A 16,583-nucleotide genomic window follows, 5' to 3' on the forward strand; every position below is an offset into this window, starting at 1 on the left:
TAAAAAAACACCTGTGGGTTGTAAGGTTAAGTGAAGTAAGCGTACATGGTGGATGCCTTGGCAGTCAGAGGCGATGAAGGACGTACTAATCTGCGAAAAGTGTCGGGGAGTTGATAAGAAACGTTATATCCGACGATATCCGAATGGGGAAACCCGTCATATTTTTATATGACATTATTTATTGAATACATAGATAAATAAAGCAAACCGAGAGAATTGAAACATCTAAGTATCTCGAGGAAAAGAAATCAATTGAGATTCCCATAGTAGTGGCGAGCGAAAAGGGAAAAGCCCAGAGTATAATTATATTTTATTTCTTAATAGAATAATTTTGGAAAAATTAGCGATACAAGGTGAAAGCCCCGTATATGAAAAGAAATTTTTTATAAACTCGAAAAGTAGAACGAGACACGAGAAATCTTGTTTGAATATAGGGGGACCATCCTCTAAGGCTAAATACTCCTGACTGACCGATAGTGAACTAGTACCGTGAGGGAAAGGCGAAAAGAACCCCTGTTAGGGGAGTGAAATAGATCCTGAAACCGTGTACGTACAAGCAGTAGAAGCTCAATATTATAGAGTGACTGCGTACCTTTTGTATAATGGGTCAGCGACTTGTATTCTGTAGCAAGGTTAACCAAAATTTAAGGGGAGCCGAAGGGAAACCGAGTCTGAAATAGGCGTTTTAGTTTCAGGATACAGACCCGAAACCCGGTGATCTAGCCATGGGCAGGTTGAAAGTTGGGTAAAACTAACTGGAGGACCGAACCGACTGATGTTGAAAAATCAGCGGATGACCTGTGGTTAGGGGTGAAAGACCAATCAAACCGGGAGATAGCTGGTTCTCCTCGAAAGCTATTTAGGTAGCGCCTCGTGAAATTCATCTTCGGGGGTAGAGCACTGTTTCGGTTAGGGGGTCATACTGACTTACCAATCCGATGCAAACTCCGAATACCGTAGAATGTTATCACGGGAGACACACAGCGGGTGCTAACGTTCGTTGTGGAAAGGGAAACAACCCAGACCGCCAGCTAAGGTCCCAAAATCATAGTTAAGTGGGAAACGATGTGAGAAGGCATAAACAGCCAGGATGTTGGCTTAGAAGCAGCCATCATTTAAAGAAAGCGTAATAGCTCACTGGTCAAGTCGGCTTGCGCGGAAGATTTAACGGGGCTAAACTATGTACCGAAGCTGCGGCAGTAATTATATTTTATTACTGGGTAGAGGAGCGTTCTGTAAACCGTAGAAGATGTATTGTAAAGTACATTGGAGGAATCAGAAGTGCGAATGCTGACATGAGTAACGATAAAGCAGGTGAAAAACCTGCTCGCTGAAAGACTAAGGTTTCCTGTCCTACGTTAATCGAGGCAGGGTAAGCCGACCCCTAAGGCGAGGCTGAAAAGCGTAGTCGATGGACAACAGGTTAATATTCCTGTGCTTGAATTTATTGCGAAGGGGGGACGAAAAAGGTTAGATTATCCAAGCGATGGTTGTCTTGGTTTAAACGTGTAGACGTAAATATTTAGGAAAATCCGAATATTTTTTAAGTTAAGGCGTGATGACTAGTTATTAAGGTAACAAAGTAATTTATACCACATTTCCAAGAAAATCCTCTAAGCATCAGATAAATTCAAATCGTACCACAAACCGACACAGGTAGTTAGGTAGAGTATACTAAAGCGCTTGAGAGAACCCAGGTGAAGGAACTAGGCAAAATGGTGCCGTAACTTCGGGAGAAGGCACGCTAATTCGTAAGTGAGAGGATTTACTCCTTTAGCTGAAGTTAGTCGAAGATACCAGCTAGCTGCAACTGTTTATTAAAAACACAGCACTGTGCAAACATGAGAATGGAAGTATACGGTGTGACGCCTGCCCGGTGCCGGAAGGTTAAATCAAGGGGTTAAAGTTGAAAAACTTGAAGCTCTGAAATGAAGCCCCGGTAAACGGCGGCCGTAACTATAACGGTCCTAAGGTAGCGAAATTCCTTGTCGGGTAAGTTCCGACCTGCACGAATGGCGTAATGATGGCTAGGCTGTCTCCATCTGGGACTCAGTGAAATTGAAATTGCTGTGAAGATGCAGTGTACCCGCGGCAAGACGGAAAGACCCCGTGAACCTTTACTATAGCTTGACACCGAACATGGAGCCCTGATGTGTAGGATAGGTGGGAGGCAGTGAATCGTGGGCGCCAGTCTGCGAGGAGCCACCCTTGGAATACCACCCTTTAATGTTTGATGTTCTAACTTTGCCCCGTGACCCGGGGTAAGGACAGTGTCTGGTGGGTAGTTTGACTGGGGCGGTCTCCTCCCAAAGAGTAACGGAGGAGCACAAAGGTCAGCTAATCACGGTCGGACATCGTGAGTTTAGTGCAAAGGCATAAGCTGGCTTGACTGCGAGAGTGACGGCTCGAGCAGGTACGAAAGTAGGTCTTAGTGATCCGGTGGTTCTGAATGGAAGGGCCATCGCTCAACGGATAAAAGGTACTCCGGGGATAACAGGCTGATACCGCCCAAGAGTTCATATCGACGGCGGTGTTTGGCACCTCGATGTCGGCTCATCACATCCTGGGGCTGAAGTAGGTCCCAAGGGTATGGCTGTTCGCCATTTAAAGTGGTACGCGAGCTGGGTTTAGAACGTCGTGAGACAGTTCGGTCCCTATCTGCCGTGGGCGTTGGAAGATTGAGGGGATCTATTTCTAGTACGAGAGGACCGAAGTGGACGCATCACTGGTGTTCGGGTTGTCATGCCAATGGCATTGCCCGGTAGCTATATGCGGAAAAGATAAGTGCTGAAAGCATCTAAACACGAAACTTACCCCAAGATTAATCTTCCCTGAAAATTTTTAAATTTTCTGAAGGGACGTTGAAGACTACAACGTAGATAGGCTAGATGTGTAAGCATAGTGATATGTTAAGCTAACTAGTACTAATTACCCAATAGGCTTAACCTTACAACACCAGAGGTGTTTTTTTTAAAATTTATTTTTATATTACTTAATTTATAAAAGCTTGTAACCGATTGTTTTTTTTTTTAAAATTTATATATTTTAATATATAAAATATATATATTAAAATATATAGATTATATAAATTTTTTAATAGCCTGGTTAAAATAGTGTAATGGTACCACCTGAATCCATATCGAACTCAGAAGTGAAACATTATAACGCCAATGGTAGTTCAGGGTTTCCCTGTGTGAGAGTAGGAAATTTCCAGGCTATTAAAAAATTTATATTATTAAAAAAATATTTTTTTAAATTTTTTTTAAAAAACCAATTTTTTTTAAAATATTTTTTTATTTTAAAAATAAAATTTAATTTTTTTTCACATAGTTAATTTAAAAAATTTTTTTAAATTTAATTTAAAAATATTAATAAAAATATTTAAATTTATTTTTTTTTATATTTTATTTAAAACATTTTCAATTTTTTGAAATTAATATTTAAAATTAGTATTTAAGTTGCATTTAATGTAAAGGTAATAAAAGATGTCTAAGATTAAAGGTAATGTTAAATGGTTTAATGAATCAAAAGGTTTTGGATTTATTACTCCTGAAGATGGTAGTAAAGATGTTTTTGTTCATTTTTCAGCTATTCAAAGTGATGGATTTAAAACTTTATCAGAAGGACAAAGTGTTGAGTTTGAAATTATAGAAGGAGAAAAAGGTCCATCTGCATCTAACGTTACTAACATATAAATTATTATTTAATTTCTTATAATTTTGAAAAAAATTTAAGATTTTTAAAAACTGTTCAGTATTTTTTGTATATACTGGACAGATTATTTTTTTTATATTTATAGAATTATTTTAACATATTTAATTTTTCCAATTTTTTTATATAAATATTCTATTTGTTTAAATTTCTTAGAATAAATTTTAACTGAATAAGAAAAATATTTTTTATTTTTACTAAAATATATTTTTTTTTCTTTTATTTTTATTTTTTTATCTTTTATTTTTTTATTAATTTTTTTAATTGTATTGATTTTATTAAAACATATAATTTTAAATGTAAAATAAGTTGGAAATTTTATTATTTCTTTTAATTTTTTATACATATAAATTTTCCTTTTAATAAATTATTTGTTTAATCTAAATAAATTAAATATATTTTATAGTGAAATATAATGTTAAAAATATTTAATACTTTAACTAAAAAAAAAGAAATTTTTAAACCGATTAAAAAAAATAAAGTTTCAATGTACGTATGTGGAGTTACAGTTTATGATTATTGTCATATTGGACATGCAAAAACTTTTTTATTTTTTGATGTAGTTTATCGGTATTTTAAAAAATATGGATATTCAGTAAAGTATGTTAGAAATATTACAGATATTGATGATAAAATTATTAATAAATCTAAATTAATAAAAAAAGATTATACATATTTTACACGTGATATAATTAATGATATGAATTTAGATTTTTCTTCTTTAAATATTTTAAAACCTACTTTTTCTCCATTAGCAACTGATCATATTATTGAGATTATAAGTTTTATTAATTTTTTAATTAATAAAAAACATGCTTATATAAATAATAAAGGAGATGTTGTTTTTGATATAAAAAGTTATTCAGAATATGGTATATTATCTAGAAAAAATTATTTTAATAAAATTAATTTTTTAAAAAAAGATTTTACATTATGGAAAAAAAGTAAATTAGGTGAAAATTTTTGGAATTCTCCTTGGGGAAACGGACGTCCTGGATGGCATATAGAATGTTCTGCAATTAATTATAAATATTTTAAAGATAAATTAGATATTCATGGAGGAGGCAATGATTTAATTTTTCCTCATCATGAAAATGAACGTGCTCAATCAGTATGTTTTCAAAACAATAATTTTGTTAATTATTGGATGCATACTGGAATGGTTATTTGTAAAAAAAAAAAAATGTCTAAATCTTTAAAAAATTTTTATCTAATAAAAGATTTAAGAAAAAATTTTAATTCAGATGTCATTCGTCATTATATTCTTTCTACTAATTATAGACACCCTATCAATTATAACATAAATGATTTAAAAAAATCTGAAAAAATATTAAAAAAATTTTATTATTGTTTAAAGTTTTCAAAAAATAAAAACTTTAATTTTTCTTTAAAAGAAAATTTTATAAATGATATTATTCTTTTTAAAAAAGCTATGAATGATAGTTTTAATACTCCAATTGCACTATTTTTATTATCTAAATTATCCAATAAAATTATTTATGCTAATGATTCAAAAAAATTTAAAAAAGCTGAATTTTTTTCTGAAATTCTTTATTTTTTAGGAAAAACTTTGGGTTTTTTTTCTAATAAAGATAACTTTGTTAAGAAAAATAAAAAATTAATAATTAAAATTAAAAAGTTATTAAAAAAAAGAAATGATGCAAGAAAACTTTTTTTATGGAAAAAAGCAGATAATATTAGAAAAAAATTATTAAATCTTGGAGTTCATTTAGAAGATAAAAAAAATGAAACTATATGGAAAATTTATTAAAAAACTTTATTTTTTTTGATATTTTTTAAAAGAATAAAGTGTATTTTGTAATAAACTTGTAATTGTCATAGGTCCTACTCCTCCTGGTACAGGAGTAATATATGAAGCTTTTTTATACATAGATTTGAAATTTACATCTCCTACAATTTTTCCATTTTCTAATCTATTAATTCCTACATCAATAATTATTGCTCCTTTTTTAATCCATTTTCCATGTAAAAAATTTGGTTTTCCAATTGCTATAATAATTAAATCAGCTTTTTTTACATATTCATATAAATTTTTTGTAAATCTATGAGTAATTGTTGTCGTACATCCTGCTAGTAATAATTCTAGCATCATAGGTCTTCCAACGATGTTTGAAGCTCCAATAATAAGGGCATTCATTCCTTTTATTTTTATCTTATATTCTTTTAATAAATTAATTATGCCTAATGGTGTACAAGATCTAATATTTGGATTTCTTTGACATAAAAGTCCCATATTTAATGGATGAAATCCATCGACATCTTTTTTATAAGATATTTTTTTTGATATTTCAAGTGTTGTAATTTTATTTGGTAAAGGTAATTGTATCAAAATTCCATGTATTAATTTATTATTATTAAGTTTTTTTATTATTGAAATAATTTTTTTTTTATTAATTTTTTCTGAAAATTTATATATTTTAGATAAAAATCCAACTTTATTACATGCAATTTTTTTATTTTTTATATAAATTTTAGAAGAAGTATTATTTCCAATTAATATTATTGCTAGTCCAGGAATTATTAAATTATTTTTTTTTCTTTTACAAATAATTTTTTTTATTTTTTTTTGAATTTTCTTAGCAAGTTTTAATCCGTCAAGAATCTGTGCTACCATTTTTATCTCATTTTTTATAAATATTTAATTTTTTTTATTTTTATATTATAATTTAAAATACTTATAACTAGTATTTTATTAAAAAATAATTTATAATGATTAAATCTTTAAAAAAGCGCTTTTAGCTCAGTTGGATAGAGCAACGGCCTTCTAAGCCGTTTGTCACAGGTTCGAATCCTGTAAAGCGCAAAAATCTTCTTTTTTTAAAATTTTCTTTATTTTTATTTGAATATTTTTTAATTTTTTTTTTGCGTTTATTTTGATAATTTTTACATTTTTTCTTATTTTTTTATTTTTATAAAATTTAAAAAATATTTTTTTAAATTTTTTATATTCATTTATTCTTTTTTTTATTACTTTTATATTGTCATCTTTTCTAGTAATCAGTTTTTCTCCTGTAATATCATCTTTATTATTTATTAATGGAGGATTATAAATTTTATGATAAATTCTTCCAGAATTTAGATGAATTTTTCTTCCTAATGCTCTTTTTAATATTATTTTTTTTGATATTAATAATTCAATTATAAAGTTTATTTTTAATTTTTCTTTATACATCATTTTAACTTGTTTTATAGTTCTAGGAAATCCATCTAAAATATACCCTTTATTACAATCTTTTTTAGATATTCTTTTTTTTACTAATTTTATTATATTTTTATCTGAAATTAATTCTCCTTTTTCCATTTTTTTTTTTATTTTAATATATTTTTTATTTTTTTTTAAAATAATTTCTCTAAGTAAGTCTCCTGTAGATATTTTTGGTATTTTATATTTTTTTGATATAAAATTTGAATGAGTACCTTTTCCTGAACATGGATAACCAATTAAAATAATTCTCATTTTTTTCCCTTAAATTTTTAAAATTAATAAAAATTATAAAAATTTAAATCATTATGTAGGTAATTTTAAATCATTAGGAATTGGAATTTTTCCAGATAATTTTAACATTCTTTTTTTATGTTCTTCAGAAATTTTTCTTACTGCATCATTAAAAGCTGCGACAGTTAGATCTTCTATTACTTCCTTATCTTCGTCTTTAAATAAAGTAGAATCTATTTCTATTTTTTTACAGTTATGTGATCCAGTTAAGGTTATTTTTACTAACCCAGCTCCAGATTCTCCTACAACTTCTATAGATTTTATTTCTTTTTGTATATTTTTCATATTTTCTTTCATTTTTTGAGCTTGTTGCATTAAATTACTTAAATTTCCATTATTAAACATTTTTTCTTCTTATTTTTTGTATTTGATATTAAAAATTTTTAATAAAATTATTTAATTTATTAAAAAATTTATGTGAGTTATTTTATTTCTAGTGTTTGTAATAAAGTTAATTCCATTCCTAATTTTTTTGAAGGAGAAAAAGAAATATTTTTTCTTCCTTTTAAAATAATGGAATAATATTTTTTTATTTTTAAAAAATCATTTTCTTTAGCAATTCTTTTTAAAATTTTTTTTTGTTTTGAATTATATTTTATTGATTTCCATTTTATAGAAAAAATTTTTAAAATATGTAAATAATGAAGTAATTTTAATAATTCAATAAGTATTTGTTCTGGTTCTACATCTAAAGATAAAATATGATTTTTTAAAAATAATATTTTTTTTATATCTTTTCTAAATAAAGAAATTAATAAATTAATAAAATTTTCATATTTAAATATTCCTAACATTTTTTTTACATCTTTCTTGATGATTTTATTATTTCCTATAGAAATTGCTTGTTCTGTTAAACTTAAAGCATCTCTCATACTTCCATCAGAAGCTTGGGAAAGCATTTTGGTTGTTTTTTTTTCAAAATATATTTTTTCTTTTTTTAAAATATATTTTAATTGATTATTAATTTTTTTATAATTTATTGTTTTTAAACTTAGTTTTATACAACGAGATATAATAGTTTTTGGTAATTTTTCAATATTAGTTGTAGCTAAAATAAATTTAACATGTTTTGGAGGTTCTTCTAAAGTTTTTAAAAGTGCATTAAAACTATATCTAGATAACATATGAACTTCATCAATTAAATAAATTTTAAATCTTTCTTTAATAGGAGGATATTTTGCATTTTCTAAAAGTTCTTTAATATCTTCTACTTTTGTTTTTGAAGCTGCATCTATTTCAATTAAATCTGGATTAAAATTTTTTTCAATTTCTTTGCATGAATTACATTTTCTACATGGAATATTTGTAATTTTTTTTTTACAGTTTAAACATTTTGCTAAAATTCTTGCAATAGTTGTTTTTCCTATTCCTCTTGTTCCATGAAATATCCATGCTTGATGTATTTTATTTAATTTTAAACTATTAGATAAAGCTTTTATAACATATTTTTGACCTATTACTTCTTTAAAATTTCTAGGTCTCCATTTTCTTGCAAAAACTTGATATTTCATTTTTTTTCTTTTTAAATTTTTATATTTATATATGCTATCATAATTGTTAATAATTTTCATTATTGATATTTTTTTTTTTATTTTAAATTTATAAAATAAACTTGTTTTTTTTATTTAAATAATGTATATTTTCAGATATAAAAATTTATTTTTTCTTAAGTGTTTTATTAGTATGCTATATGATGTTAATATTTGAATATTTAGTCAGGTCTGGAAAGAAGCAGCTAACTCAAATATTTCATGCATTTAGATTTTATTAATAAAACACTTAATAAAAAATATTTTTTTTTAGTTTTTATTTAATAATTGTGATTTATACATTTTGTAATATTTATTTTTTATATTCATAAGTTTTTTATGATTCCCTTGTTCAATAATTTTACCTTTATCTAAAAGAATTATTTTATCTGCTTTAATTACTGTAGATAATCTATGAGCTATCATTACTAAAGTTGTTTTTTTTTTAATTTTCAAAATAGATTTTTGTATCCATTTTTCTGTTTTAGAATCTATATTTGCTGTTGCTTCATCTAAAATTAATATTTTTGGATTTCTTATTAAAGCTCTTGCAATGGAAATAAGTTGTTTTTGACCAACTGATAAATTATTTCCTTGTTCGCTTAAATTAGTATAAATTCCTTTGGGTAAAGAAGATATAAGCGGAGTTAAATGTACTAAATCTAAAATTTTGTATACTTCTTTTAGTTCTATTTTTTTTCCAAGAGTAATATTTTTTAATACATTTATAGGAAGAATTATTGGATTTTGTTGTATTAATGCTATTGAACTTCTTAAAGCGGAATGTTTTATTTTTTCCATTTTTTGGTTATTTAAATAAATAGATCCTTTTTCAGCTTGGTAGTAACCCATTAATAAATTTGCTAATGTACTTTTTCCACTTCCAGTTTTTCCAATAAATGCTATAAATTTATTTGGTTGAATATCAATATTAATATTTTTTAATGTATAATTTTTGTTTTTTTTATGTTTAAAAAACAAATTTTTTATATTAATTTTTCCTTTTTTTATATCTTTATATTTTGATCCATATTTTTGTTTTGGAATATCCATTAATTCAAAAATTCTTTCTCCTGAAACAATTGCTTTTTGTAATAATGGTTGTTGGCTTGCTACAGATATTAAAGGTTCATTTAATCGAGATAAATAACTAATAAAAGCGTATAATACTCCTACTTTAAAAGTTTGTTTATGAGATACAATACATAAAAACATAATTCCACATAATATCATAGAGGATAAAAAATTAAGTAATGGTCTTAATAAAAAACCTTCTAATTTTAAAGCTTGCATTTTATATTTATAATGCATGTAACTTGTATTAATAATTTTTTTTCTAAATTGTTTTTCTCTTTGAAATTGTTGAATTACTGTTATTCCATTTACTATTTCATTAAATTCATGATAGATTTTAGATAAATAATGTCTAATATTTTTTAATATAGGAATACTATATTTTTGATAAGACATTATAATAAATAATACGATAGGAATTAAAATAATTGCGATTAAAGCCATTTTCCAAGATAAAATAAACATAGCTATTAATACTATAAGTACTAATACTGAACTATTTACTATTGATCCTAATATTGTGTCATAAAGTTCTCTTATTGATTCTGTGTCGTTTGTTATTTTTGATATAATATGTCCTATTGGTTGACTATCGTAAATATTTATAGGAAGCATTAAAGTAGATTTCATTATATCATATCTTAAATTTTGAATAATTTTAATAGATATTTTACTAAATATAATATTTTGTGAGTAATACAAAATTACGGATGTAACTTGAAGTATAATAAAACAAATAATATTTAAGATAATTATTTTTTTTGAACATTGATGTTTTTCTAAAGTTATTTTTATAAAATTACTAATTAATATTGGTCCTAATACTTCAGATAAAGCAGCAGATAAAAGTAAAAAAATTCCTAAAAATAGTAGTTTTTTAAAGGGTTTGGCATATTCCATTAATCTTTTTAAAGTAGGCCAACAATTTATAAAATTATTCATTTAATATTTCCTTTTTTCATATCTTTTGCTTTATTATGAATGTTTTGATATGACAATGATTTACTGTACCAATTTTTTTCTTTTATAAGATCTGAATGTTTTCCTAAATTAGTTATTTTTCCTTTTCTCATAACTATAATTTTGTTTGCTTTTCTTAGTGTAGAAAGTTTATGTGAACTCATTATAATAGTTGTATTTTTTTTTTTCCATTTAAAAATATTTTTTAAAATAGAATATTCTGTATTTCCATCTACAGCAGATAAAGCATCATCTAAAATTAAAATTTCTGGATTTAAAATTAAAGCACGGGTAATTGCTATTCTTTGTTTTTGTCCTCCTGATAATAATACTCCATTTTCTCCTATTAAAGTTTTATATCCTTTTTTTAATTTTATAATTTCATTATGTATTTTTGAAATACATGCATATTTTTCTATTTTTTTTTGTGTTATATCTTTTCTTCCAAAAGAAATGTTATTTAAAATAGTATCAGAAAATAAAAAAGTTTCTTGATTTACTACAGAAATTTTTTTTCTCCATTTTTTTAATTTAAATTTTTTTATCTTAATGTTATTATATAGAATTTCTCCTTTAAAAAAATCAAAATTTCTTTGAATAATTTTAAAAATAGTACTTTTACCTGATCCTGTTGGTCCACAAATACCAATTATTTCTCCATTTTTAATAGAAAAATTTATATTTTTTAGTGATGGTTTTTTGTTTTTTGGGTAATAAAAATTTTTTATTAAAATTTTTAAGTTTTTATTTTTTTTTATTTTCTTAATTTTTCCATTTTTTAATTCAACTGGATAATTTATTATTTTTTGAATTCTTCTCCATGCTGAACTTCCTCTTTCTACTATATTAAACATCCATGCTAAAGCTAACATAGGCCAAATCATTAATCCGAGATACATAATAAAACTAGTTAATTGACCTAATGTTATAATTTTATTCCATACTAACCAACTTCCACTAGAAATTGCTAAAAGATTTGAAAGAGCAATAGATAAATATATTACTGGATCAAATTTAGCATCTGTTTTTGAAACTTTTATGTTTTCTTTAGTAGATTTTTTTATTAATTTTGAAAATTCTTTTAGTTTTTCTTTTTCTAATCCAAAAGCTCTAATCATTCTTATACTTGTTAATATTTCTTGAGTTTTATTATTTAAAATAGAAAATGAAATTTGATATTTAAAAAATTTTCTATGTAATTCAGCTCCATATTTTTTAATAAAAAATGTCATTATTGGCATAGGTAATAATGTAAAAAAAGTTAATTTATAACTTATTTGTGTACACATTACTACTAAAACAGAAATTCCCATTACTAAAGAATCTATAAGTGTTAAAACTCCTTCTCCTGCAGCAAATATAATTCTTTCAATATCGTTACTTACTCGAGTAATTAAATCTCCAGTTCTATTATTTAAATAAAAAGTAGAATTTTGTTTAATAATAGAATCATAAAATAAAGTTCTTAATTTAATAGCTAATTTATAGGATGCTCCAAATAGTAATATTCTCCAAATATATCTTAAAATATATACTATTAAAGCAATTCCTATCATGATATATATCCATTTTATGGATTTTTGAAAACTAATATTTTTTTTAACCATAGAATCAACTAATATTCCTACTATTTTAGGAGGAATCATTTGTAATAAAGCAATGATTATTAATATTAAAATAGATCCAACATATCTTTTCCATTCTTGAATAAAATACCAACTTAATTGCTTAAATAATTTCACAAGATAATCCTAATATTTAATATTTATAAAATATTTTTTATAAATTTCAGTAAAAATTTTACATTTTTTATATATTTATTTTAATACAAAAATATTTTTTATATATATTTTTAAATGATATCTATTTTTCTTTGATATTTTATATCAGCATTTAAACGTAAGTTTTGTAATATTAAATTTATTAATTTTTCTTGATTATAAATCATATATTTTTTATATATATTACTTTTTTTTTTAGATGAAATTTTAAAATAATTTTGTTTATATATTTTTATTATTGACCATTTTTTTTTAAAATCAGTTTTTTTTTTATATATTGGTTTTTTATCATTAATTTTTTTATCTAAAACATTATTAAAAATTTTTGTATTTTTTTTAAGAGAAAAAATTTTTTTTTGAAAAAATAATTTATTTTTATTAAAAGTTTTCCAAGATCCTTTTTTTAGTTCATTTTCTATTTTTTTAATTATTTTAAAAGCTTTAATTTTTGCTTTTTTTTCTTTAATATAATTAATTATTTTTTTTTTTACTTCTAAAAGTGATTTTTCTTTTTCTTTTTCAAAATTGATAATTTTTATTATATAAGTAGAATTTTTATTAAAAAATTTATAATAAATATTATCTTTTTTATTAAATATTTTTTGTTTTTTTAAGAAACTAATGATTTGTTTTATTTTTATTTCTTGAGGAATAGAATTAATTAAAAATAGTTTTGTGTTATTAATTTTTACGTTAATTATTTTTTTAATTAAATCAAAATAATTTTTTTTATTTTTAGATATTAAATTTATTTTTTTAATTATTTTTTTTTCAATAGTATTTTTTTTTGTTAGTTTTTTTTTCTTTTTATTTATTATTTTTTTATTAATTAATATAGGAATTTTTATAAATTGTATTTTAAATTTTTTTGGATACATAAATAATTTTTTATTATTTATATAAAAATCTTTTATTTCTTTTTGTGTTACATTTTGTTTAGAAAATATTTTTTTAAAATTTAATTTTGCTTTTATGTATAAAATATTTGATAAAACATTTTTTAAAATAGATTTTTTTTCAATTTTTAATAAATTATATGAATCTAAAATATCTTGAGAAAAAAAATTTTCTATTATTTTTTTTCCTATTTCATTAAGATATTCTTTTTCATTTATGTTCATTCTTTGTAAAAAATCAAAATATTTTTCTTTATTAAATTTATTATTTTTTTTGAATACTTCTAAATTTTTTACTATTTCTTTTATTTTATTTTTATTACAATAAATATTACTGCTTTTCATATAATTATTTATTAAAATTTCATCAATTAAATCTGATATTATTTTTTTATATATAAATAATATATATTTTTTATTTTTTAATAATTTATATGATTTTTTTTTAGAACTATCATTTAATATTTTTTTTTCAAAAAAATATTGTATTTTATTTATGTTTATTTTTTTTTCATTTATTTTTAATAACCATGGATAATTGTTTGAAAATGAAAAACAATTTTTCAAAGAACTTATGTTAGTTATAAAAATAGATGCAAATAAAGTAATTAAAATAATTTTTAAAATTATATTTTTAAACCATATTTTGGTATTAAAATTCATTTTTTAAATCCTTTTCTTAATTATTTATGAACATATTTATGAAAATTTTATAAATAAATTATTTATAGAGATCATTTTTTAGAGATAATTTTAATACTTCAGAGATGTTTGAAACCATATAGATTTTTATATTAGATAAAATTTCTTTTGGTATTTCTTTTAGATCTTTTTTATTTTCTTTAGGAATAATTACACATTTGATTCCTTCTCTATGTGCTGCTAACATTTTTTCTTTAAGTCCTCCAATTTCTATAACTTCTCCATGTAAAGTAATTTCTCCTGTCATTGCGAAATTATGTTTTACAGGATTATTAGTAAAAGCTGAAGTAATAGAAGTGCATATAGATATTCCAGCACTTGGTCCATCTTTTGGAGTAGCTCCTTCAGGAATATGTACATGAATATCATTTTTTTTATAAAAATTAATGGGTATTTTAAATTTTTTTGATTGTATTCTAAAAACGGTTAAAGCGGTTTGAATAGATTCTTTCATTACTTTTCCTAAATATCCAGTAAAAGATAGTTTTCCTTTTCCTGAAAAGCAAGCTGTTTGTATTTTTAATATTTCTCCTCCATGTTCTGTCCAAGCTAATCCAATTACTTGTCCTATTTTATCTACTTTGTTTATAACTTTAGAATTTATTTTTTTTATTCCTAAGTAATTTTTTAAATTTTTATTATTTATTTTTATTTTTTTAATTTTTTTATTTAAGAGTATTTTTTTTACAGTTTTTCTATATATTTTAGCTATTTTTTTTTCTAAATTTCTTACTCCTGATTCTCTAGTATAATAACGAATAATATTTATTATTGCGTTTTTAGTAATTGATATTTCATTTTTTTTTAACGCATGTTCTTTCATTTGTTTAGGTTTTAAATAATTTTCATAAATTTTTATTTTTTCTTTTTCTGTATATCCAGGTAATCTTATAATTTCCATTCTATCTAATAATGGAGTAGGAATATTTGTAGAGTTAGCAGTAGCAATAAATAATACTTCAGACAAATCATAATTTACTTCTAAATAATGATCGTTAAATGTAGAATTTTGTTCTGGATCCAACACCTCTAATAATGCAGAAGAAGCATCTGATCTAACATCGTAAGACATTTTATCAATTTCATCTAATAAAAATAAAGGATTTTTTACCCCTGTTTTAGATATGTTTTGTATTATCTTTCCAGGCATAGAGCCTATATATGTTCTTCTATGTCCTCTAATTTCAGCTTCATCTTTTATTCCACCTAAAGACATTCTAATATATTTTCTTCCAGTTGCTTTAGCGATAGATTTTCCTAAAGAAGTTTTTCCTACTCCAGGAGGTCCAATTAAACATAAAATAGGTCCTTTTATTTTTTTTATTCTATTTTGAACAGCTAAATATTCTAAAATTCTATTTTTTACTTTTTTTAATCCATAATGATCTGTATTTAAATTTAATAATGCTTTAGATAAATTCTTTTTTATTTTTGTTCTTTTTTTCCAAGGAATTTTAATCATCCATTCAATATAATTTCTTACTACTGTAGTTTCAGAAGACATATAAGGCATTAATTTTAATCTTTTAAGTTCTTCTTTTAGTTCTTTTTCTATTTTTTTTGGCATTTTTGAATTAATAATTTTTTTTTTTAGAATAAAATATTCTTGAATATCTTTTTCTTTTTTTCCGAGTTCTTTTTTTATTGCTTTTATTTGTTCATTTAAATAATATTCCTTTTGGTTTTTTTCCATTTGTTTTTTTATTCTTTTTTTTATTTTTTTTTCTATTTTAAATAGTTTTATTTCTGATTCTAAAATAGTCATTAATATATCTAATCTTTTGTTAATATCTTTTTTTTCTAATATTTTTTGTTTAATAATTGTTTTAGAAGGTATATGAATTGCTATAGTGTCTATTAACTGTTCTATATCGTTAATTTTACTTAATGAATTTATAATATCATTTGAAATTTTTTTGTTAAATTTTAAATATTTTTCAAATTGATTTATTATTGTTCTTTTAAATACTTTTTTTTTAGAGTTATTTATTTTTTTTTTAGAAATTTGTTTTATTTTTCCAAATAAATTTTTTTTTTTTTTATATAAATCAATTATTTTTGCTCTTTTTTTTCCTTCTATTAATATTTTTACTGTTCCATCAGGTAATTTTAATAATTGTAAAATAATAGATACAGTTCCTATTTTAAATAAATCTTTAATATTAGGTTTATTAATAGATTGTTTTTTTTGTGTTACTAACATAATTCTTTTATCTTTTTTAATTGCATGTTCAATACATTTAATAGATTTTTTTCTTCCTATAAATAAAGGTATTACCATATGAGGATATATTACTGTATCTCTTAATGGTAAAATGGGTATTTTAATATATTTATAATTTCTTTTTTTCATAAATAATATCTCTTTAATTTGATATATTAAAAAATAATTATTAATAAAAATCCAATTTTT

Annotated in this window: 11 protein-coding genes, 1 tRNA gene, 2 rRNA genes and 1 other RNA gene; 6 read left to right on the forward strand and 9 right to left on the reverse strand. The window is 23.2% G+C overall.

Annotated features, from left to right (window positions below):
• The first annotated feature begins 24 nt into the window (after positions 1-24).
• From M5J13_RS01030 to cspE, 3 genes are all read left to right on the forward strand, one after another.
• Positions 25-2,949: ribosomal RNA gene (locus tag M5J13_RS01030) — 23S ribosomal RNA — on the forward strand.
• A gap of 151 nt (positions 2,950-3,100) precedes the next feature.
• Positions 3,101-3,216: ribosomal RNA gene (gene rrf, locus M5J13_RS01035) — 5S ribosomal RNA — on the forward strand.
• Positions 3,217-3,485: 269 nt separating this feature from the next.
• On the forward strand, positions 3,486-3,695 hold the full coding sequence (cspE, locus tag M5J13_RS01040; RefSeq protein WP_252837469.1) for a transcription antiterminator/RNA stability regulator CspE: 210 nt from the start codon (positions 3,486-3,488) through the stop codon (positions 3,693-3,695).
• Positions 3,696-3,793: 98 nt separating this feature from the next.
• Here cspE and M5J13_RS01045 read toward each other — a convergent pair whose 3' ends face one another.
• On the reverse strand, positions 3,794-4,057 hold the full coding sequence (locus M5J13_RS01045; protein WP_252837470.1) for a DUF493 family protein: 264 nt from the start codon (positions 4,055-4,057) through the stop codon (positions 3,794-3,796).
• A 69-nt stretch (positions 4,058-4,126) separates the two neighbouring features.
• Here M5J13_RS01045 and cysS point away from each other — a divergent pair, with 69 nt between their 5' ends.
• Positions 4,127-5,482 (forward strand): cysteine--tRNA ligase, encoded by a 1,356-nt coding sequence (gene cysS / locus M5J13_RS01050; protein WP_252837471.1) that lies wholly within the window; start codon positions 4,127-4,129, stop codon positions 5,480-5,482.
• A gap of 6 nt (positions 5,483-5,488) precedes the next feature.
• Here cysS and folD read toward each other — a convergent pair whose 3' ends face one another.
• Positions 5,489-6,346 carry a bifunctional methylenetetrahydrofolate dehydrogenase/methenyltetrahydrofolate cyclohydrolase FolD gene (gene folD, locus M5J13_RS01055; RefSeq protein WP_252837472.1) on the reverse strand — a complete coding sequence of 286 codons (858 nt, stop codon included), beginning with the start codon at positions 6,344-6,346 and terminating at the stop codon, positions 5,489-5,491.
• Positions 6,347-6,461: 115 nt separating this feature from the next.
• Here folD and M5J13_RS01060 point away from each other — a divergent pair.
• Positions 6,462-6,535: transfer RNA gene (locus M5J13_RS01060), tRNA-Arg, on the forward strand.
• On the opposite strand, the gene M5J13_RS01065 is transcribed toward M5J13_RS01060, so the two are convergent.
• From M5J13_RS01065 to dnaX, 3 genes are all read right to left on the reverse strand, one after another.
• Positions 6,509-7,189, reverse strand: a complete 681-nt coding sequence (locus tag M5J13_RS01065; protein ID WP_252837473.1) for an adenylate kinase family protein — start codon at positions 7,187-7,189, stop codon at positions 6,509-6,511. The genes M5J13_RS01060 and M5J13_RS01065 overlap by 27 nt on opposite strands.
• 51 nt (positions 7,190-7,240) lie before the next feature.
• Positions 7,241-7,573: a YbaB/EbfC family nucleoid-associated protein gene (locus M5J13_RS01070; protein WP_252837474.1), complete on the reverse strand. Its 333-nt coding sequence runs from the start codon at positions 7,571-7,573 to the stop codon at positions 7,241-7,243.
• A 77-nt stretch (positions 7,574-7,650) separates the two neighbouring features.
• Positions 7,651-8,739 (reverse strand): DNA polymerase III subunit gamma/tau, encoded by a 1,089-nt coding sequence (gene dnaX, locus M5J13_RS01075; RefSeq protein ID WP_252837502.1) that lies wholly within the window; start codon positions 8,737-8,739, stop codon positions 7,651-7,653.
• 173 nt (positions 8,740-8,912) lie between these two features.
• Here dnaX and ffs point away from each other — a divergent pair.
• Positions 8,913-8,994, forward strand: an RNA gene (gene ffs / locus M5J13_RS01080) — signal recognition particle sRNA small type.
• Positions 8,995-9,027: 33 nt separating this feature from the next.
• Here ffs and M5J13_RS01085 read toward each other — a convergent pair.
• The 4 genes from M5J13_RS01085 to lon all read right to left on the reverse strand — a co-directional run bounded on the left by M5J13_RS01085 (position 9,028) and on the right by lon (position 16,523).
• On the reverse strand, positions 9,028-10,773 hold the full coding sequence (locus M5J13_RS01085) for a SmdB family multidrug efflux ABC transporter permease/ATP-binding protein (RefSeq protein WP_252837475.1): 1,746 nt from the start codon (positions 10,771-10,773) through the stop codon (positions 9,028-9,030).
• Entirely contained in the window at positions 10,770-12,533 is a 1,764-nt protein-coding gene (locus tag M5J13_RS01090) for a SmdA family multidrug ABC transporter permease/ATP-binding protein (RefSeq protein WP_252837476.1), read from the reverse strand. Before M5J13_RS01090 ends, M5J13_RS01085 begins: the two co-directional genes overlap by 4 nt.
• A 110-nt stretch (positions 12,534-12,643) precedes the next feature.
• Entirely contained in the window at positions 12,644-14,131 is a 1,488-nt protein-coding gene (locus tag M5J13_RS01095) for a SurA N-terminal domain-containing protein (RefSeq protein WP_252837477.1), read from the reverse strand.
• Positions 14,132-14,189: 58 nt separating this feature from the next.
• Positions 14,190-16,523, reverse strand: a complete 2,334-nt coding sequence (gene lon, locus M5J13_RS01100) for an endopeptidase La (RefSeq protein ID WP_252837478.1) — start codon at positions 16,521-16,523, stop codon at positions 14,190-14,192.
• Positions 16,524-16,583: the final 60 nt, after the last annotated feature.

The sequence above is a fragment of the Buchnera aphidicola (Periphyllus lyropictus) genome (assembly GCF_024029895.1).
Classification (GTDB): domain Bacteria; phylum Pseudomonadota; class Gammaproteobacteria; order Enterobacterales; family Enterobacteriaceae; genus Buchnera_J; species Buchnera_J aphidicola_BA.